Origin of the sequence: Streptomyces bicolor (assembly GCF_000719285.1) — a bacterium.
GTDB classification, from domain to species: Bacteria; Actinomycetota; Actinomycetes; order Streptomycetales; family Streptomycetaceae; genus Streptomyces; species Streptomyces bicolor.
In genome coordinates, this window is sequence record NZ_JOFS01000002.1 from 304,865 (window position 1) to 322,850 (window position 17,986).

18 protein-coding genes are annotated in these 17,986 nt (G+C 71.6%); 10 read left to right on the forward strand and 8 right to left on the reverse strand.

The genetic code is table 11. The features are described from left to right. Positions 1 to 255: 255 nt before the first annotated feature. Genes aroA through IF78_RS0103570 form a run of 3 tightly spaced genes read left to right on the forward strand, consistent with a single transcriptional unit; the run spans position 256 to position 2,787 of the window. Positions 256 to 1,491, forward strand: coding sequence for a 3-phosphoshikimate 1-carboxyvinyltransferase (gene aroA / locus IF78_RS0103560; RefSeq protein ID WP_031478596.1), 1,236 nt, complete (start codon positions 256 to 258; stop codon positions 1,489 to 1,491). A gap of 37 nt (positions 1,492 to 1,528) precedes the next feature. Further along, entirely contained in the window at positions 1,529 to 2,188 is a 660-nt protein-coding gene (locus IF78_RS0103565; RefSeq protein ID WP_031478598.1) for a GNAT family N-acetyltransferase, read from the forward strand. A 17-nt stretch (positions 2,189 to 2,205) separates the two neighbouring features. Beyond that, the gene (locus IF78_RS0103570; protein ID WP_031478600.1) at positions 2,206 to 2,787 is read left to right on the forward strand and encodes an RBBP9/YdeN family alpha/beta hydrolase; all 582 of its coding nucleotides are present in this window, start codon (positions 2,206 to 2,208) and stop codon (positions 2,785 to 2,787) included. On the opposite strand, the gene IF78_RS0103575 is transcribed toward IF78_RS0103570, so the two are convergent. Together IF78_RS0103575 and IF78_RS0103580 are read right to left on the reverse strand one after the other, a co-directional pair. Beyond that, entirely contained in the window at positions 2,768 to 4,006 is a 1,239-nt protein-coding gene (locus IF78_RS0103575; RefSeq protein ID WP_031478601.1) for an MFS transporter, read from the reverse strand. The genes IF78_RS0103570 and IF78_RS0103575 overlap by 20 nt on opposite strands. 104 nt (positions 4,007 to 4,110) lie before the next feature. Beyond that, positions 4,111 to 4,911, reverse strand: a complete 801-nt coding sequence (locus tag IF78_RS0103580; protein WP_031478602.1) for a sugar phosphate isomerase/epimerase family protein — start codon at positions 4,909 to 4,911, stop codon at positions 4,111 to 4,113. 283 nt (positions 4,912 to 5,194) lie between these two features. On the opposite strand from IF78_RS0103580, the gene IF78_RS0103585 reads away from it, so the two are divergent. Next, complete coding sequence (locus tag IF78_RS0103585; RefSeq protein ID WP_051827480.1) at positions 5,195 to 5,596, forward strand: effector-associated constant component EACC1; 402 nt, start codon at positions 5,195 to 5,197, stop codon at positions 5,594 to 5,596. Then, positions 5,593 to 7,851 carry a caspase, EACC1-associated type gene (locus IF78_RS45660; protein WP_078662286.1) on the forward strand — a complete coding sequence of 753 codons (2,259 nt, stop codon included), beginning with the start codon at positions 5,593 to 5,595 and terminating at the stop codon, positions 7,849 to 7,851. The genes IF78_RS0103585 and IF78_RS45660 overlap by 4 nt, the downstream gene beginning before the upstream one ends. 22 nt (positions 7,852 to 7,873) lie before the next feature. Here IF78_RS45660 and IF78_RS0103595 read toward each other — a convergent pair whose 3' ends face one another. Further along, positions 7,874 to 8,806 carry a bifunctional helix-turn-helix transcriptional regulator/GNAT family N-acetyltransferase gene (locus IF78_RS0103595; protein WP_031478605.1) on the reverse strand — a complete coding sequence of 311 codons (933 nt, stop codon included), beginning with the start codon at positions 8,804 to 8,806 and terminating at the stop codon, positions 7,874 to 7,876. A gap of 87 nt (positions 8,807 to 8,893) precedes the next feature. Further along, positions 8,894 to 9,493 carry a dihydrofolate reductase family protein gene (locus tag IF78_RS0103600; protein WP_031478607.1) on the reverse strand — a complete coding sequence of 200 codons (600 nt, stop codon included), beginning with the start codon at positions 9,491 to 9,493 and terminating at the stop codon, positions 8,894 to 8,896. 480 nt (positions 9,494 to 9,973) lie between these two features. Here IF78_RS0103600 and IF78_RS0103605 point away from each other — a divergent pair, with 480 nt between their 5' ends. Together IF78_RS0103605 and IF78_RS0103610 are read left to right on the forward strand one after the other, a co-directional pair. Continuing rightward, entirely contained in the window at positions 9,974 to 10,846 is an 873-nt protein-coding gene (locus IF78_RS0103605) for a maleylpyruvate isomerase family mycothiol-dependent enzyme (protein ID WP_031478608.1), read from the forward strand. A gap of 93 nt (positions 10,847 to 10,939) precedes the next feature. After that, the gene (locus IF78_RS0103610; RefSeq protein WP_031478609.1) at positions 10,940 to 11,377 is read left to right on the forward strand and encodes a glutaredoxin domain-containing protein; all 438 of its coding nucleotides are present in this window, start codon (positions 10,940 to 10,942) and stop codon (positions 11,375 to 11,377) included. 111 nt (positions 11,378 to 11,488) lie between these two features. Here the strand turns inward: IF78_RS0103610 and IF78_RS0103615 are convergent, their stop codons facing one another. Further along, positions 11,489 to 12,538, reverse strand: a complete 1,050-nt coding sequence (locus IF78_RS0103615) for a LacI family DNA-binding transcriptional regulator (protein WP_031478610.1) — start codon at positions 12,536 to 12,538, stop codon at positions 11,489 to 11,491. A 290-nt stretch (positions 12,539 to 12,828) separates the two neighbouring features. Here IF78_RS0103615 and IF78_RS0103620 point away from each other — a divergent pair, with 290 nt between their 5' ends. Genes IF78_RS0103620 through IF78_RS0103630 form a run of 3 tightly spaced genes read left to right on the forward strand, consistent with a single transcriptional unit; the run spans position 12,829 to position 15,970 of the window. After that, entirely contained in the window at positions 12,829 to 13,986 is a 1,158-nt protein-coding gene (locus tag IF78_RS0103620; RefSeq protein ID WP_031478611.1) for a Gfo/Idh/MocA family protein, read from the forward strand. After that, positions 13,983 to 15,134 carry a dihydrodipicolinate synthase family protein gene (locus IF78_RS0103625; protein ID WP_031478613.1) on the forward strand — a complete coding sequence of 384 codons (1,152 nt, stop codon included), beginning with the start codon at positions 13,983 to 13,985 and terminating at the stop codon, positions 15,132 to 15,134. Before IF78_RS0103620 ends, IF78_RS0103625 begins: the two co-directional genes overlap by 4 nt. 35 nt (positions 15,135 to 15,169) lie before the next feature. Next, positions 15,170 to 15,970, forward strand: a complete 801-nt coding sequence (locus tag IF78_RS0103630; protein ID WP_425314596.1) for a sugar phosphate isomerase/epimerase family protein — start codon at positions 15,170 to 15,172, stop codon at positions 15,968 to 15,970. Between the two features lie 102 nt (positions 15,971 to 16,072). Here the strand turns inward: IF78_RS0103630 and IF78_RS0103635 are convergent, their stop codons facing one another. The 3 genes from IF78_RS0103635 to IF78_RS0103645 form a co-directional block, all read right to left on the reverse strand. Continuing rightward, positions 16,073 to 16,459 (reverse strand): DUF937 domain-containing protein, encoded by a 387-nt coding sequence (locus IF78_RS0103635; RefSeq protein ID WP_031478616.1) that lies wholly within the window; start codon positions 16,457 to 16,459, stop codon positions 16,073 to 16,075. 234 nt (positions 16,460 to 16,693) lie between these two features. After that, entirely contained in the window at positions 16,694 to 17,083 is a 390-nt protein-coding gene (gene rbsD, locus IF78_RS0103640) for a D-ribose pyranase (RefSeq protein ID WP_031478617.1), read from the reverse strand. Beyond that, positions 17,080 to 17,982 (reverse strand): ribokinase, encoded by a 903-nt coding sequence (locus IF78_RS0103645; protein ID WP_031478618.1) that lies wholly within the window; start codon positions 17,980 to 17,982, stop codon positions 17,080 to 17,082. The genes rbsD and IF78_RS0103645 overlap by 4 nt, the downstream gene beginning before the upstream one ends. Positions 17,983 to 17,986 lie beyond the last annotated feature (4 nt).

The window sequence follows — 17,986 nt, forward strand, 5'->3', positions numbered from 1 at the left end:
GAGGGTGGTCAGCGATCGCAGCCAGCAGCGAGGGCCGACACCGCACCACGGTGACTCTCCGGCAGCTCGCGGATTGGACGGGCGGAGGTGGGGCCGGGTTCCCGGGGATGGCCGCAATCCGCGAAGTTGGTAAGCCCGGGTTCGGCGTGTTCCACGTGACGTGTGGGCAACGGACGAGGGTCCGGAGCGGGGCCGGTACGGGTCCATCCCGTGGACGTCCCGGCGCCGGCTCCGGGGCCGGGCGATCATGAGGGCATGCCCGTAGTCGACATCCCCGGTTCCAAGTCCATCACCGCCCGCGCCCTCTTCCTGGCGGCGGCGGCCGACGGTGTCACGACCCTCGTACGGCCGCTGCGCTCCGACGACACGGAGGGCTTCGCCGAGGGGCTGGCCCGGCTCGGCTACCGGGTCGGCCGGACCCCGGACAGCTGGCAGATCGACGGCCGCCCGCAGGGCCCGGCGGTTGTGGAGGCCGACGTCTACTGCCGCGACGGCGCGACCACGGCCCGCTTCCTGCCGACGCTGGCCGCGGCCGGCCACGGCACCTACCGCTTCGACGCCTCGCCCCAGATGCGCCGACGTCCCCTGGCGCCGTTGAGTTCGGCCCTGCGTGACCTGGGCGTGGACCTGCGGCACGAGGAGCGGGAGGGCCACCATCCCCTGACGGTCGCCGCGGCCGGCGTCGAGGGCGGCGAGGTGACGCTGGACGCGGGCCAGTCGTCGCAGTACCTGACCGCGCTGCTGCTGCTCGGGCCGTTGACCCGCAAGGGCCTGCGGATCACGGTGACCGACCTGGTCTCGGTGCCGTACGTCGAGATCACGATCGCGATGATGCGGGCGTTCGGCGTGGAGGTGGCGAGGGAGGGCGACGCCTTCGTCGTCCCGCCGGGCGGCTACCGGGCGACCACGTACGCCGTGGAGCCGGACGCCTCGACCGCGAGCTACTTCTTCGCGGCCGCCGCCGTCACCGGTGGCGAGGTGACCGTCCCGGGCCTCGGTCAGGGGGCGCTCCAGGGCGACCTGGGCTTCGTCGACGTACTGCGGCGGATGGGCGCGGAGGTGTCGGTGGGCGCGGAGGCGACGACCGTGCGCGGCACGGGCGAACTGCGCGGCGTCACCGTCAACATGCGGGACATCTCCGACACCATGCCGACCCTCGCCGCCATCGCGCCGTTCGCCTCCGGGCCGGTGCGCATCGAGGACGTGGCGAACACACGCGTGAAGGAGTGCGACCGGCTGGAGGCGTGCGCGGAGAATCTGCGGCGGCTGGGGGTGGAGGTGGCGACGGGCCCGGACTGGATCGAGATCCGGCCGGGTGCGCCGCTCGCGGGCGGTGCGGAGATCACGTCGTACGGCGACCACCGCATCGTGATGTCGTTCGCGGTGACCGGGCTGCGGGTGCCGGGTATTTCGTTCGACGACCCCGGGTGCGTACGGAAGACTTTCCCGGGCTTCCACGAGGAGTTCGGGGCGTTGCGGGCCCGGTTGTGACGGTAGTGGCGGTTGTTGCGGTGACGGGAGTCGACGGGTGAGCTTCAAGCTGGAGGGGCCGGTTCTCGAGGGCGCGCTGGTGCGGCTGGAGCCGCTGGAGCACCGGCACGCGGCGGATCTGGCGGTGGCCGCGGAGGAGGACCGCGGGACCTACGCGTTCACCTGGGTGCCGAGGGCCCATGAGGTCGGCGACTACATCGACGCACAGCTCGACCGAGCGGCGACGGGGCGGCTGGCGCCGTACGCGCAGATCTCCGTCGCCTCGGGCCGGGCGGTCGGCGCCACCTCGTACTGGGAGCCGCGCTGTTGGCGCTCCGACGACCGACTCGACGCCGTCGAGGTCGGCTTCACCTGGCTCGCCCCCTCGGCCCAGGGCACGGGCATGAACGCCGAGGCCAAGCTGCTGCTCTTCCGGCATGCCTTCGAGGAGTGGGGCGTGTCCCGGGTGGACCTGAAGACGGACGCCCGCAACGAGCGCTCGCGTGCGGCCATCGTCAGTGTGGGCGCTCGTTTCGAGGGCGTGCTGCGGAACTGGTCCCGTTCCTGGGCGCCGGGGGAGGACGGGCGGCTGCGCGACTCCGCGATCTTCTCCGTCACGGCGGAGGAGTGGCCGCAGTGCCGGGGGAGGTTGGAGAGCCGGGTGGCCGGGTTCCTGGCGCGGACCTCTCCGGCTCCCACTGGACCGGTACTGCAGTGATCGGAAACCATCACCCCATGACCGCGTACCTCATCCTCCACGGCTGGCAGAACCACCGCCCCGAGGACCACTGGCAGCACTGGCTCGCCGACCGTCTCACCGAGCTCGGCCACCAGGTCACCTATCCGCAGCTGCCCGACCCGGACGACCCCGAACTGGAGGTATGGCTGAGCGAGTTGGCCCGGCATCTGGACGCCCTCGACGCCGACTCGGAGCGGGTCGTGGTCGCGCACAGCCTGTCCGCCGTGCTGTGGCTGCACGCCGCGGCGCGTGGGCTGCCGGGGCTTGCCGCCGTGGACCGGGTGCTGCTCGTCGCCCCGCCGTCCGGCGCCGTGCTCGCCCGGTACCCGGAGGTCGCCGAATTCGCCCTGCCCGCCCTGGAGTTCACGCTCCCGGGGCCGACCCGCCTGGTCGCCGGCGACGACGACCCGTACTGCGAGGAAGGCGCCGGCACCGCCTACGGCGACCCCCTCGCCCTCCCGACCGACATCCTCCCCGGCGCCGCCCACCTCGACCTGGACGCCGGATACGGATCCTGGCCGGCCGTACTGCACTGGTGCCTGGACCCCACCGCGACGATCATTGCGCGTCCGGCGTAGCCTCGCCGTTCCGCAGCTCCGGCGTGCTCGACCCGACGTAGGCCACCGCCAGTACGCACAGCAGCCCGCCCGTGACCAGGGCGGTCGCGCCGGACGACCAGCCGGCGACCACGCCGCCGCGCAGATTGCCGAGGTGCGGGCCACCCTGGCCGACGATCTGCTCGGCGGCCGTGACCCGGCCCAGCAGGGCGTCGGGGGTACGGGTCTGGACGATCGTGCTGCGCGAGACGACCGCCAGGGCGTCGGCGGCACCCGCCACCACCAGCAGCCCGAGCCCCACCCACGGGTCGGTCATCAGGCCGAACAGCGCCAGCGCCACGCCCCAGGTCGCCGACCCGCACAGCATCACCAGGCCTGGGCGGCCCAGCCGGGTGACCGCACCCGACAGGGCCGTCGCCGTGACGCCGCCCACCGCGAGGGCGGAGAGGAACAGGCCCAGGGTGCGCGGGTTGCCGCCGAAGCGTTCGGCGTTGACCAGCGGGAAGAGACTGACCGGCATGGAGAGGATCGTGGCGGCGAGGTCGGTGATGAGCGCGCCCCGCACCACGCGGTGACCGGCCAGGAAGCGCAGACCGTCCAGGACGCCGCGCAGCCCGGCCCGCGACGGCTCGCCCTCGGGCGGCAGCGCGGGCAGGCCGAAGGCGCCGTAGAAGGCGAGACCGAAGCTCAGGGCGTCCAGCAGATAGCAGACGCCGATGCCGAACCAGCCGAGGAACAGCCCGCCCAGCGCCGGGCCGAGCAGCATCATCGCCTGACCGGTGACCTGGTTGAGGGCCAGCCCCGCCGCCACCTGCTCCTTCGGCAGCAGCCGCGGCACGAACACACCCGCCGCCGGGCCGCCGACCGCACCGAAGCAGGCCCCGGCCGCCACGAGCGCGAGGATCCCGGCCACCGGCACGCCGCCGGTGAAGCCCTGCACCGCGAGCAGCAGCACGAACACCGCCTGCCCGACGGTGGCGACGAGGAAGATCCGCCGCCGGTCGCCCCGGTCCACCCACGACCCGGCGAGCAGACCCACGGCCACCATGGGCACCACCTGCGCCAGCCCGACCGCACCGCTCCAGACCGCGCTGTGCGTCATGTCCCAGACCTGGTACATGACCGTCACCATGGTCATGAAGCTGCCGAGCACGGACACGGTCCGCCCGATCAGCAGCCGCCGGAAGACGGGGGAGGTGCGCAGCGGCCGTACGTCGATCAGCGTACGGGCGAGGCTCATGAGGGCATGGCGGGGCGCGGAGTGGTTTTCGGCACGAGGGGGGACGCTATACGGCGGTCCGGCACCGGACCACCGAATTTCGCCTGGGCCGACTCGTTTCTCGTCTAGGCCGACTCGTTCAGCAGCCGCGCCAGGTGCTCCCGGCCCGCGCCGAGCAGCCCGTCGAGCGGGGCGGCGTCCTCGTACCACCGCTTCTCGTACTCCCAGCACAGCCAGCCGTCCCAGCCGTGCCGGGAGAGGACCTCCACGCACTCGGCGAGCGGCAGCACCCCGGCGCCCAGCGCGAGCGGGGTCGTGTCGTCGGCGGAGGCGATGTCCTTGACCTGGACGTAGCCGAGATACGGGGCGAGGGCGGCGTAGCTCTCCGAGGGCTGCTCGCCGCCCAGCCAGGTGTGCATGACGTCCCAGAGCGAGCCGACGTGGCGGTGGCCGACGAGGCCGAGCACGCGGATCGCGTCGGCGGCGGTGCGGTGCGAGTCGTGGGTCTCCAGCAGGATCCGTACGCCAAAGTCGGCGGCGTACTCCGCGGCCGTACCCAGCCGCCGCGCCGCGATCGCGTCCGCCGACCGCCGGCTCTGCTCGGGATCGGCGCCGGGGAAGACGCGGACGAAGGGCGCGCCGAGGTCGTGGGCGAGGTCGACGAGCCTGCGGGCCTCCTCGATCACGGGCCCGTCGTCACCGGGCGCCGCGACCCGGACGTACCCGGCCAGGCCCAGCAGCTCCACGCCGGCGGCCTTGAACTCGGCCGCGACGTCGGCCCGTTCGGCCGGGCCGAGGCCCAGGTGCACCGGCTCCTCGGGGTGGGTGCGCAGCTCCACGCCGTGATAGCCGTGCGCCGTCGCGAGGCGCAGCACGTCGGGGAGGGGGAGACCGGGGACGCCGAGGGTGGAGAACGCCAGTTTCATGCTTCTGGACCCTACTCGTCCTGGTCCAGGTCGGGCATGACCCGCGCGGGCACTTCCCGCACGACGTTCTGCGAACTCCTCCGTGGCTGATCGTTTGTGCCCGGCTCGCGTCATGTCCGTGCGCGGTATCTGCTCCACCGCGGACGGCTGCGATCGGATCGGGAACGGCTTCTCCAGAGTCGACGCCGGGTGCTCGCGGCGTCGCTATGCTGCCGGAAATCAGGGGTATGAGGCCGAAATACGGGGCCGAAATCGGCGGCGTGCGAGCGTGCGAGGGGGAAGCATGCGGCTCGGTATCACCGTGCTCGACGACGACGGGGGACATCTTCGCGCACTGCAGCGCTGGCTGCTGCGGGACCCCGACTCGGCAGGCGCGACCCTCACCCTGCGCGGCAGGAACGCGACACCGGGCGCCATGGGTCCCGGCCTGGATCTGATCGACGTCGTGCTCAGCAACGTGGTGGCCCTGGGCGGACTGCTGGTGGCCGTGGCGACCTGGCGCCAGTCGCGGGCGAACGCACCGCGCGTCCTGGTGGAACGCGAGGGCGTCACCGTGACCGTGAGCGGCACCGACGCCGAGCAGATCGAACGGCTGGTGCGCCAGCTGACCGCGCCGCAGACCACCGAACCGGGTGACGGCACCCCGGCGGCGACCGCCGCCACGCTCGACCAGCCGCGGTCATGAGCGAACTCTCCCAACCGGCACTCAGCAGAGCCCTGTTGATCGGCGCCCACTCCTACGCCGACCCCGGCCTCGAACCGCTGCCCGCCGTGTCCCAGAACCTCACCCGGCTCGCGGAGCTCCTGCACGACGAGAGCGTGTGGGGCCTGGCGTCCGACCACATCCGCGTGCTCCCCGAACCCGACCGCGACCAGGCGCTGGAAGAGGTCGCCCGGCTCGCCGACGAGGCCGAGGACACCCTCCTCGTCTACTACGCGGGGCACGGTTTCGTGCACGAGCTGTCCAACGAGCTCTATCTGGCCCTGCCCCGCACCAACCCCCGACGTCTCTACAGCGCCCTGCGCTACCAGGACATCCGCGAGCTCCTGCTGAGCCCGCAGACCCGGGCACGGCGCAAGGTGGTGATCCTGGACTGCTGCTGGAGCGGTCTCGCCCTGCACGGCGCGATGTCGTCCTCGGGGCTCGGCGGGATGTCCGACATCAGCGGTACGTTCGTGCTGACCGCGACGTCGGAGACCAGGACGGCACTGGCCCCGCCGGGGGAGACGTACACCGCGTTCACCGGGGAGCTGATCGGGGCTCTGGAACGCGGGATCCCGCAGGCGCCGCCACTTCTCACCATGATGACGCTGTACAACCATCTGTACGGCTCCCTGGTGGCCAAGGGCCGGCCGGTGCCCCAGCAGCGGAACGGCAACACAGCGGGCGCGATCGCCCTGGCCCGCAACCGCTACCTGGCGGCGGAGCCGTCTGAGTCGTCCGAGCCGAAGGGCCTACCGGCGGGAGGCGAACCGGCTGAGGGCGAACTGGCCGAGGGCGCCCTGGGCGAGGCCCAACCGGTCCAGAGCGAACCAGCCGCCGACGAACCCGGCGCAGATGAACCAGCCGCCGATGAACCCGCCGCCGACGCACCGGCTGAGAAAGCCGCCGCCACGGCCGGCTCACCGGCGGCGAGAGGGCGTCGGTGGCGGCTCAGCCGCCGGACGGTCGTCGTGGTGTCCACCCTGCTGGTCGCCGCGCTCGGGACACTTCCCATGACGCTGGACTCACTCTTCCAGGACGGGAGGGGCGGCGGATCGTCGGACGGCGGCCCGTCCGAGAGCTCCGGGAACTCCGGGAACTCCGGGGACTCCGGGGACTCCAAGAACACCACGAGCAAGCTCACCGTCGCGATCGGCGTGAGCGTCCCCCTGAGCGGTGACCTCGAAGAGCTGGGCGAGGGAATCAAGAACTCGGCGGAGCTGGCCGTGAAGAAGGCGAACGAGGACGCCTTCGTCCCCGGTGTCACCTTCAAGATCCGCGCCCTGGACGACAAGGCCCAGCCCGCCACGGGGCAGGCGAACGCCACCACTTTCGTCGCCGACTCCGACGTGGTGGGAGTCGTCGGGCCGCTCAACGCGTCCGTCGCCGAGCCCATGCAGAAGGTGTTCGCCCAGGACGACCTGTCCCAGATCTCTCCTTCGAACTCCGACCCCCGGCTCACTCTCGGCCCTGACTGGCTGGGCGGCTCGCGCTCCAGGCCGTACGACACCTACTTCCGCACGGTGGCCAACGACATCGCACAGCCGCCCGCCGCGGCCGCGTACCTGTACGGAGAGGACGGTCGGCGCAAGGCTTTCGTCATCGACAACAAGCTCGGCTACGGCCGTTCGCTGGCGGAGATGTTCAAGAAGGCGTTCCGCGAGGAGGGCGGAACCATCGTGGGGCAGAGCCAAGTCGAGTACGAACAGCGTGACTTCACCGATGAGGTGCAGCGGGCTCGTGCTCTCGGTGCCGACGTCGTGTACTTCGGTGGCGAATATCCTGCCGCGGCTCCGCTGAGCAAGCAGTTGCACGCCGTCGATCCCGACATCCGGGTCGCGGGCGGTGACGGCCTCTTCGCCGGGGAGTACGCCACCTTGGCGGGCAGCGGCGCGGCGGGTGACATCTGTACCGCCGGCGGGGCTGCCACGGAGTCGCTCAACTCCGCCAAGTCGTTCACCGCGGACTATGCGAAGGCCGGTTATCCGACTCCCTACGGGCCGTACGGCGGGTACGCCTACGACGCCACCTGGGCGCTGATCCGTGCTTTCAAGGAGGGCGTGCGCATCACCGGCGACGAGCTGCCGTCGACGGCGCGCGAAGACGTCCGCGAAGCGGTGCAGGGGATCCGCTTCGAAGGAGCGATGGGACGGGTCGGCTTCGACCGCTACGGCGATGCCGTCACCCAGCGGGTACAGGTGTACCAACTGCGCGACGGCACTTGGGAAGCAGTGTGACCGAGCAGGTCACTCGAGTAGGTCACTCCGGTGTGGAGTGCAGCTCCAGCCGCCAGTCCTGCCCGAGCAGGTCCTTGCCGAAGGAGCGGTGCGGTTTCTCGGCCACCAGGGCGAAGCCGTGCCGCTGGTAGATGCGGCGGGCGTCGGCCAGGACGTCGTTGGTCCACAGGACGAGGTCGCGGTAGCCGACGCCGCGCGCGAAGTCGATGACCGAGGTGACCAGGCGGCCGCCGATGCCGAGGCCGCGGGCGTCGGGCTCGACCAGCAGCAGCCGCAGCCGGGCGGTCGCGGGGGCCTCGTCCCGTACGCACATCACGCAGCCCACCGGCCGCCCGTGGAGCTCGGCGATCCACACCCGCTCCAGATGCGGATCATGATCCTCCGCGAAGTCCGCGACGATCCTCGCGACCAGCCCCTCGTAGTCCGCGTTCCAGCCGTACTCGGCGGCGTACAGCGCGGCGTTGCGCTGCACGATCCAGCCGAGGTCGCCGGGGCCGGGCTCGCGCAGCACGACGTCCTCGCGGCGGGGCGGGCGGCCGTGGGACAGGATGGTGCGTACGGTCGTCATCGCCTCGGCGAGGCGCGGCCGTTCCGCCGCCGGCACGGTGGCCAGCAGCGAGCCCACCGCCTCGTTCGACCGCTCCTCCAGCAGCTTGCCGGTCTCCCGGCCGCGCGCGGTGAGCGTGACGCGCCGGCGGCGCGGGTCGTTTCGGGAGGTCGTGCGCTCGATGAGCCCGTCCTGCTCGAACTTGTTCAGGATCCGGCTCAGATAGCCCGCGTCCAGCGAGAGCTCGGCCCGCAGGTCCGCCGCGTCCGTACGCGGCGAGTGCGCGAGCTCGTACAGGACGCGGGACTCGGTGAGGGTGTACGGGGCATAGAGGTGGCGGCTGTAGTCGAGGGCGCCGATGACGTTCGTGTAGAAGCGGTTGAAGGCGCGGATGTCCTGGACGGTCATGATCGTCGACCCCCGATGTCCGACTGGGATATTTGACTGAGTCAGAGATACCGTCGAGTCGAGCCTAGAACGTCCGCGCCCGCGCGGCTACCCTTCGGCGGACGCCGGCCGGTAGACGCACACCTGCACGCCCGTCTTCCCGGCGACCGTGGACACGAGCTCGAACGGCCGCTTTCCGCCATCCGCCGGGAAGATCGACTTGCCGCCGCCCAGCAGCACCGGCATCACGACGAGCTGCAGCTCGTCGACCAGACCCTCCTGGATGAGGGTGCGGACGAGGGTGGGGCTGCCCATCATCGCCAGGTCGCCGCCCTCGCTCTCGCGCAGCTCACGGATCCGGGCGACGGCCTCGCCGCCGGGTATGCGGGTGGTGTTGTTCCAAGTCAGCTCGGAGTCGGTGAGCGTGTCGGTGACGACGTACTTCTTCAGCGAGTTCAGCCGGTCGGCGAACGGGTCACCGGCGCGCTCGGGCCAGGCGGCGGCCATCGTCAGATACGTACGACGCCCGTAGAGCAGCGCCTCGGCCTTCTCCAGCCCCTCGGTGAACGCCGGGCCGAGCACCTCCTCGTCGAAGTACGGGTGCGACCAGCCACCGTGCGCGAAGCCGCCGTCGGTGTCCTCTTCGGGGCCGCCGGGGGCCTGGACGACGCCGTCGAGGCTGATGAATTCCGTGATGACGAGGCGCATGGGAGGAGCTCCTGTTTCTCGCTTGTTCTCGCTCGGGTGAGGACGCAGGGAAGACCGGGGCCAGGTCCAAAACTCATCGCTTGGAAGGGGATACTTCAAACGGAGCGTGCCTGGTCATCAGCTGAGCCTGCGCGCCTGCGCCGCCGCAGTGGCGCCGTCAACCACATCGTCAGCCCGACAAGGGAGAGGATTGCCGCTCCTCCAACGACGACCGGGACAGCACCCATGAGAGCAAAGGTCAGTAGAAGCTCTGCCCATGTCGGCTCCTCGCCCATCGTGCTCCCACCCTGTGCCACAAACGACATGACGGCTGCGCCAACCGTTTAGTTCCGCAAGCCCGGGGTTCGGCGACGCGGGCGATCAACGGTCGTATGGGCGTTCAATGGCCCGCGAGCGGTTGGCCGTACGCCCGGGAGTTCCGATGGGCGCCCGAAGAATTCCGATGGTCGCCCGAACTGCCCTTGCGGCAGCCTTGAGCTCATGGACCCGACAGCCCCGCAGTCCGAGTTCCCGCCCGGTCGGCACCCCTGGCTCGGCCCCCCGATCGACGCCCGCCCTCTCTTCGCCGCCGAGCACAAGGCCCTGATCGCCACCCTGCGCGCACTCGCTCCGGCGGACTGGGCGCGGGAGGCGGTGCCCGGCTGGACCGTACGAGATGTCGTCGCGCACCTGCTGGGCGACTGCTACGGACGCCTCGCCCGGCACCGTGACGGGCACCGGGAGGGCCCCGCTTTCGCGCCCGGCGAGGACCTGGCGACGTACATCCATCGCATCAACCAGCAGTGGGTCGACGCCCACGCCAGGGTCAGCCCCGCCGCGCTCACCGACACCCTGGAGCTGGTCGGCGGCCAGGTCGCCCGCGTCTTCGAAGGGACCGACCCGGCGGCGCCCTCGCTCGGCGTCTCCTGGGCCGGTGTCGATCCGGCGCCGATGTGGCTGGACACCGCACGGGAGTTCACCGAGTACTGGACCCACCGACAGCAGATCCGCCACGCCACCGGGCAGGGCACCGACCCGGACCCGGGCCCCCTCGCCGTGGTCCTGGACACCTTCCTGCGCGCCCTGCCGCACACCCTGCGCGAGACGTCCGCCCCCGTCGGCACGCAGGTCCAGGTTCGGGTTGCCGGCCCGGCGGGCGGCACTTGGGCTGCGACCGCCACCGCCGAGGGCCGTTGGTCCCTGGCGGAAGGGCCGGTGCGGTGTCCCACCGCCCTCGTCCAGCTGGACCCCGAAACCGCCTGGCGCCTGTGCACGCGAGGGCTGCAACCGGCCGTCGCACTCACGCTGGCCGACATCGAGGGAGATCGCCGACTGGCCGGGGCCGCTTGCCGGATCGTGTCCATCGTGTACTGAGCGGCACTGCCCCCAGGCCCCCAGCCGGTCTGTCGGGGGCCCGACCGAGCCCGGTTCGAGGAGCACTTCGACTCGCCGTTAGCCTGCGTCAGCATGACGCGCCCCTGGACCCTGCCGATGCTGCTTGTGCTCTGCGGCTCAGTCGTCGCGGCCGGTCTGATCTTCACGGGAAGCCCCGGCGCGGCCTCGGCACTTCTGCTGGTGTTCGCGGTACTGGCAGGAGTGAACTCACCTCTGCTCTTCCCGAGGTCGGTCGGTGCACTGGAGGCGCAACGCCGCAGCGCGGTCGACGGCCGACCGGTCGTCTTCTGGCGGCCGGGCTGCAAGTACTGCATACGCCTGCGCATTCGGCTGGGCCGTGACGCCCGCCAGATGCACTGGGTCGACATCTGGCGTGACCCGGCTGGAGCGGCAGCGGTGAGGGCGGCCAACGACGGCGATGAGACCGTGCCGACCGTGTTCGTGGCGGGCCGGCCGCACGTCAACCCGGATCCTGAATGGGTGCGCGAGCGGCTCTCCCCTTCCGGCTGATCGGGAGCGCTGCCCTGTCGGAGAGGCTGTCCCGCGCCATCGAAGGTTGGTTTCACCGTGGTGCAGCGCCGAGGAGCGGCAGCAGGCGAACACCGGACCGCGCCCCAAGCTTCAGGAAACCCGAGGCCCCCCGGATGACCCCCGAACCATCAACTCCCCCCGAATCGTCGCGATCCCCCCAGGCGGCGCATCCTCCCGCCCCATCGCGATCCGCCCGGCCCGCGCCCCCGCCTCCGCCAGCGGCAGCCTCACCGTCGTAAGGGAAGGCACCGCGTCGATGCTGAACGGAAGGTCGTCGAAGCCGGCCACGGACACGTCGTCCGGAATCCGCAGCCCGGAGTCCCGCAGCGCCGCGCACGCCCCCAACGCGACGGAGTCGTTCGCGGCCACCACGGCTGTCAGAGACGGATCCCGGCGCAGCAGCTCCAGCGTCGCCTCGTAGCCGGACTGCCGGTCGTAGCGGCCGTACACGGTCCACCCCGGGTCCTCCGCGATGCCGTGCGCCTCCAGCGCCGCCCGGTGGCCCTCCAGCCGGTGCCGGGTCGTGGTCCGCTCCTCCGGGCCCGCGATGTAGCCGAGCCGCCGATGCCCGAGGCCGATGAGGTGCTCGGTCAGCTCACGTCCGCCGCCGCGGTTGTCGAAGGTCAGCGCGATCGCACCGGTGTCAGGCGCCGGCGGCCGCCCGCACAGCACCACGCGCGTCCCGGCGTCCGCCAGCTTCCGCAGCTTCGCCGCGACTGCCGCCGCGTGGGGCGCGTCCTCCACGGCGCCGCCGGTCAGTACGACCGCCGCGGCCCGCTGCCGCTGCAGCAGGGTCAGGTAGGTCAGCTCCCGCTCCGGCGAGCCGCCCGTGTTGCAGACCACCGCCAGCCGTTCGCCGCCCGCGCGGCCGCCCGGACCGCCGATCTCCGACTGGATCGCGCTCGCCATGATCCCGAAGAAGGGGTCGGCGATGTCGTTGACGAGAATCCCGACCAGATCGGAAGTCGCCGCGGCCAGCGCGCTCGCCGGACCGTTCAGCACGTAGTCCAGCTCGTCCACCGCCCGCAGCACCCGCTCGCGGGTGGTGGCGGCCACGGGGTAGTTCCCGTTCAGCACGCGCGACACCGTCGCGGGGGAGACCTGGGCGCGGGCCGCCACGTCCGCCAGGGTCACCGTCATCTCGTCGTCCTCCGGTCGTGCATCTCGTCGTACACCTCGTACGTGCTCACAGGCAGGCTTACGCCCACGTAGACAGGCCGCCCACGTTCACGGTTCCGTGTGTGCCGAGCAGACCATACGGCCAACAGGGCCCGTTGTTCGTCCCCTCGAACAACTCAGGCTGGTCACGGTCTTGTCCGGACCGCTGCTCAGAGGCTAGCTTCTTATGACATAGAAAGCGCTTGCTGTGACGCTCGCCAGTTGAAAGACAGGGCGTACGCGGCGCAGACCCCGCGTACGAAAGGAACGACGTGACACGCAAGACGGTGCGTATCGCCATGAACGGTGTGACGGGGCGCATGGGCTACCGCCAGCACCTGGTCCGCTCCCTCCTGGCCATCCGCGAGCAGGGCGGACTCGACCTCGGCGACGGCACCGTGCTGTGGCCGGAGCCGATCCTGGTCGGCCGCCGTGAGCACGCGCTGAAGGCGCTCGCCGAGCAGCACGGCCTGGACCCGGAGAACATCTCGACCGACGTCGACGCGGTCCTCGCCGACCCGACCGTCGACATCTACTTCGACGCCCAGGTCACCTCCGCCCGCGAGGAGGCGATCAAGAAGGCGATCGCCGCCGGCAAGCACATCTACACCGAGAAGCCGACCGCGACCGGGCTGGAGGGTGCCCTGGAGCTCGCCCGCCTGGCGGGCGAGGCCGGCATCAAGCACGGCGTCGTCCAGGACAAGCTCTTCCTCCCGGGGCTCCTCAAGCTCAAGCGGCTCATCGACGGGGGCTTCTTCGGGCGGATCCTGTCGATCCGCGGCGAGTTCGGCTACTGGGTCTTCGAGGGCGACTGGCAGACCGCCCAGCGCCCGTCCTGGAACTACCGTGCCGAGGACGGTGGGGGCATCGTCGTCGACATGTTCCCGCACTGGGAGTACGTGCTCCACGAGCTCTTCGGGCGGGTCAAGTCCGTCCAGGCCATCGCCACCACCCACATCCCGCAGCGCTGGGACGAGAACGACAAGCCCTACGACGCCACCGCCGACGACGCCGCCTACGGCATCTTCGAGCTGGAGGGCGGCGCCATCGCCCAGATCAACTCTTCCTGGGCCGTCCGCGTCAACCGCGACGAGCTGGTGGAGTTCCAGGTCGACGGCACCGAGGGGTCCGCCGTCGCCGGTCTGCGCAACTGCCGCGTCCAGCACCGCTCCCTCACCCCCAAGCCGGTCTGGAACCCGGACATCCCGGCCACCTACTCCTTCCGCGACCAGTGGCAGGAGGTCCCGGACAACGCCGACTTCGACAACGGCTTCAAGGCCCAGTGGGAGCTGTTCCTCAAGCACGTCTACGCCGACGCCCCCTACCACTGGGACCTCCTCGCCGGCGCCCGCGGCGTCCAGCTCGCCGAGCTGGGCCTGAAGTCCTCGGCCGAGGGCCGCCGTCTCGACGTACCGGAGATCCAGCTGTGACCATCCAACTCCCCGATCTCAAGGGCGGGGTGAGGGCGTACGAGCCCCGCCAGGAGCCCCTCGCCCTCACCCCGGGCGCGCCCTTCAGTTCCCGTACGGTCTTCTCCGCGGCGCACGTCGTCGCCGACCCGTACGCCGACACCACCCCCGACTCGCCCGCCGCCGTCGACTGGGACGCCACCCTCGCCTTCCGCCGCCACCTGTGGTCGCACGGGCTCGGTGTCGCCGAGGCGATGGACACGGCCCAGCGCGGGATGGGGCTGGACTGGGCGGGCGCGGCCGAGCTGATCCGCCGCAGCGCCGCCGAAGCCAAGGCAGTCGGCGGGCGGATCGCCTGCGGTGTCGGCACCGACCAGATCGCCGCCGGTTCACTGGAGGAAGTGCGCGCGGCCTACGAGGAGCAGCTCGCCGTCGTCGAGGAGAGCGGGGCGCAGGCGATCCTCATGGCCTCGCGTGCGCTGGCCGCGGCGGCCTCCGGTCCCGAGGACTACCTCGAGGTCTACGGCCACCTGCTCCGCCAGTCGGCCGAGCCGGTGGTCCTGCACTGGCTGGGCCCGATGTTCGACCCGGCCCTGGAGGGCTACTGGGGGTCGAGCGACCTGGACGCCGCCACCGACACCTTCCTGGAGGTCATCGCGGCGCACCCCGACAAGGTCGACGGCATCAAGGTGTCGCTGCTCGACGCGGGCCGGGAGATCGACATCCGCCGCCGCCTCCCGCAGGGCGTGCGGTGCTACACGGGTGACGACTTCAACTACCCCGAGCTGATCGCGGGCGACGAGAAGGGTTTCAGCCACGCCCTGCTCGGCATCTTCGACCCGCTGGGCCCGTTGGCGGCGGAGGCGGTGCGCGTCCTCGACACCGGGAACGTGGCCGGCTTCCGGGAGCTCCTCGACCCGACGGTCGAACTCTCCCGCCATCTCTTCCAGGCGCCCACCCGCTTCTACAAGACGGGCGTGGTCTTCCTTGCCTGGCTGGCCGGTCACCAGTCGCACTTCACCATGGTGGGCGGCCTGCAGTCGGCCCGCTCCCTCCCGCACTTCGCCCGTGCCTACGAACTCGCCGACGCACTGGGCCTCTTCCCGGACCCGAAGCTGGCCGAGGAGCGGATGAAGAACCTTCTGTCGCTGCACGGGGTGGCCCAGTGAGCAACCAGGACCTGTCCCGCTTCTCCATCAACCAGATGACGGTGAAGCAGCTGAGCATGCCCGAACTGGTCGAGGAATGCGGCCGGTTGGGCATCGGCAACGTCGGCCTGTGGCGCGAGCCCGTCCAGTCGTACGGCCTGGAGGCAACGGCCAAGCTGGTCCGCGACGCCGGCCTGACCGTCACCACCCTGTGCCGCGGCGGTTTCTTCACGGCGATCGACCCGCAGGAGCGGGCCAAGGCGCTGGACGACAACCGCCGGGCCGTCGACGAGGCGGCGACGCTGGGCACGGACGTCCTGGTGCTGGTGTCCGGCGGGCTGCCCGCCGGTTCGAAGGACCTGCACGGCGCGCGGGAGCGGATCGCGGACGCGCTGGCGGTGCTCGGGCCGTACGCGGAGGAGCACGGCGTGAAGCTGGCCATCGAGCCGCTGCACCCGATGTACGCCGCCGACCGGTGCGTGGTGTCGACGCTGGCCCAGGCGCTGGACCTCGCGGAACGCTTCCCGGCCCACCAGGTCGGCGTCACGGTGGACACCTACCACATCTGGTGGGACGACACGGCGCCGCAGCAGATCGCCCGGGCGGGGGCGGGTGGCCGTATCCACACCTTCCAGCTCGCCGACTGGACGACCCCGTTGCCCGAGGGCGTGCTCACCGGGCGCGGTCAGATCGGGGACGGGGCGATCGACATGCGGGAGTGGCTCGGGTACGTGGAGGCGGCGGGCTATTCCGGCGCCATCGAGGTCGAGCTGTTCAACGACGGGTTGTGGGCGCGGGACGGGCGGGAGGTGCTCGCTCAGACGGCGTCCCGGTTCGTGGAGCACGTCATCCGGTAACCGGCCCGCGGGACCGGGGGCCATACGATCTGCCCCGCATCGGCGATCTCGTCCGGGCGGGGCAGTTCCGTGGCCGGATCAGTTGCGTGATCCGTTCTCGCCCTACTTCCTCGCCGCCCGTTTCGTGAGCACCGCCAGCTCCACCGGAATCACCATCTCCACGACCTGCGACACCGCATCCGGCGGCAGTCCCGTCCTGCGGGCCACCGCGGCGGCGACCGGCTCGGCCTCCTCGGCCAGCAGCCCGGCCATGAGGCCACCCGTCGCGAACCCGCCCAGCGTGGCCACGCCCGTGAGCGGGGCGTCGTGCGGCGTCGCCACGGTCTCCACCTCGTCGGACAGCGCCGACACCGTCGTACAGACCATCTGCCGGGCACCCGACTCGTCCGTACCCAGCAGCCCCGCGATGTCCCCGATCCGGTCGTCGCCGAGCTCGTGGAGCACGTCGTCCTGGAGGGACAGGAGGGGGTTTTCGTCTACCTCGGACATGACTAAACGCTACGTCTGCCCCGAATCGTCGGCACGCCGAGGCGGTGCCTACGGGTGCGCGGGAGAGAAATTTCGTGACGGCCGTACAACCCTTGCCCCACCTCGCGGGTCGTACTTGGCATCAGGACTTCTGGAGGGGGATCTGGGGGGATCGCGGGGTCCTGATGGGAGGGGAAAACCCGAGGGGCTCGGTCGACGGACCGGGCCCCTCGAAACGTTCGTACTTCCCGCTGCTCAGAAGAAGACGCCGCAGCGCAACAGCACATTCGCGTACGGCCGTGCCTCCCCGGTCCGTACGACCAGCCGCGCCCCGGCCGACAGCTCCTTCAGCCGCTCGTGGGTGACCAGCTCCAGCTCGGGAAATTCCCCCTCCAGCAGCGCGGCCGCCGCCGGGTTGGCATCCCGTGTCTCCTTCGCCGCCGTCGCGCCCTCCACGACCAGCTCGGCCAGCAGGCCGTCCAGCACCACGGCGAACGACGGCACCCCGGCCCGGAAGGCCAGGTCCACGACGCGGGGGCCGTCGGGTATGGGCATGCCCACGTCGCACACGAGCACACCGTCGCCGTGGCCCAGCTCGGCGAGGGCGCCGGAGAGGTGACGGTTCAGGATTCCGGCCTTCTTCACGGGGCCTCGATCTCCGCAGCGGTCGGGAAGGACTCCTGCGCGCCCTCCTTCGTGACCGCCGCCGCCCCGACCCGGGCCGCGTACGCCGCCGCCTCGGCCAGGGATGCACCCGCGCCGAGCTTCCAGGCCAGCGCGGCCGTGAACGCGTCGCCCGCGCCCGTCGTGTCCACCGCGTCCACCTTCACGGGCGCCACCCGCGTCAGCCCTTCCGCGGAGGCCACCAGCGCGCCCTCCGCGCCCAGGGTCACCACCACCGAGCGGGGACCCTTGGCGAGCAGGATCCGCGCCCAGTCCTCCGGCGTCTCGCCCACCGCGGAGTCGCCGAGGATCACCTTCGCCTCGTGCTCGTTCACGATCAGCGGGTCGCAGGCCGCCAGCACCTCGCCCGGCAGCGGTCGGGGCGGGGACGGGTTGAGGACGAAACGGCCGCCGTCCGCCAGACTGCGGACCACCTCCACGACCGTCTCCAGCGGGATCTCCAGCTGGGCGGACACCACCCGCGACGCCTGGAAGAGGCTCGCGGCGGCCCGTACGTCCTGCGGGGTGAGCCGTCCGTTCGCCCCCGGCGAGACCACGATGCTGTTGTCCCCGGACGGGTCCACCGTGATCAGCGCGACGCCGGTCGGCGCGCCGCCGACCAGGACGCCCACCGTGTCGACGCCGGCCGCCCGCTGCGAGTCGAGCAGCAGCCGGCCGTGGGCGTCGTCGCCGACCCGGGCCAGCAGCGCCGTACGGGCCCCGAGCCGGGCGGCCGCGACCGCCTGGTTGGCGCCCTTGCCGCCCGGGTGGACGGCCAGGTCGGAGCCGAGCACGGTCTCGCCGGCGCCCGGCCGGCGCTCGACACCGATCACCAGGTCGGCGTTGGCCGACCCTACGACCAGGAGGTCGTAGTCATACATGAGG

Excerpts from the sequence above, each read along its gene's own strand:
- aroA (WP_031478596.1), top strand. The coding sequence starts at position 256 with ATGCCCGTAGTCGACATCCCCGGTTCCAAGTCCATCACCGCCCGCGCC.
- IF78_RS0103570 (WP_031478600.1), top strand. The coding sequence starts at position 2,206 with ATGACCGCGTACCTCATCCTCCACGGCTGGCAGAACCACCGCCCCGAG.
- IF78_RS0103575 (WP_031478601.1), bottom strand. The coding sequence starts at position 4,006 with ATGAGCCTCGCCCGTACGCTGATCGACGTACGGCCGCTGCGCACCTCC.
- IF78_RS0103580 (WP_031478602.1), bottom strand. The coding sequence starts at position 4,911 with ATGAAACTGGCGTTCTCCACCCTCGGCGTCCCCGGTCTCCCCCTCCCC.
- IF78_RS0103585 (WP_051827480.1), top strand. The coding sequence starts at position 5,195 with ATGCGGCTCGGTATCACCGTGCTCGACGACGACGGGGGACATCTTCGC.
- IF78_RS45660 (WP_078662286.1), top strand. The coding sequence starts at position 5,593 with ATGAGCGAACTCTCCCAACCGGCACTCAGCAGAGCCCTGTTGATCGGC.
- IF78_RS0103595 (WP_031478605.1), bottom strand. The coding sequence starts at position 8,806 with ATGACCGTCCAGGACATCCGCGCCTTCAACCGCTTCTACACGAACGTC.
- IF78_RS0103600 (WP_031478607.1), bottom strand. The coding sequence starts at position 9,493 with ATGCGCCTCGTCATCACGGAATTCATCAGCCTCGACGGCGTCGTCCAG.
- IF78_RS0103605 (WP_031478608.1), top strand. The coding sequence starts at position 9,974 with ATGGACCCGACAGCCCCGCAGTCCGAGTTCCCGCCCGGTCGGCACCCC.
- IF78_RS0103610 (WP_031478609.1), top strand. The coding sequence starts at position 10,940 with ATGACGCGCCCCTGGACCCTGCCGATGCTGCTTGTGCTCTGCGGCTCA.
- IF78_RS0103615 (WP_031478610.1), bottom strand. The coding sequence starts at position 12,538 with ATGACGGTGACCCTGGCGGACGTGGCGGCCCGCGCCCAGGTCTCCCCC.
- IF78_RS0103630 (WP_425314596.1), top strand. The coding sequence starts at position 15,170 with ATGACGGTGAAGCAGCTGAGCATGCCCGAACTGGTCGAGGAATGCGGC.
- IF78_RS0103635 (WP_031478616.1), bottom strand. The coding sequence starts at position 16,459 with ATGTCCGAGGTAGACGAAAACCCCCTCCTGTCCCTCCAGGACGACGTG.
- IF78_RS0103645 (WP_031478618.1), bottom strand. The coding sequence starts at position 17,982 with ATGTATGACTACGACCTCCTGGTCGTAGGGTCGGCCAACGCCGACCTG.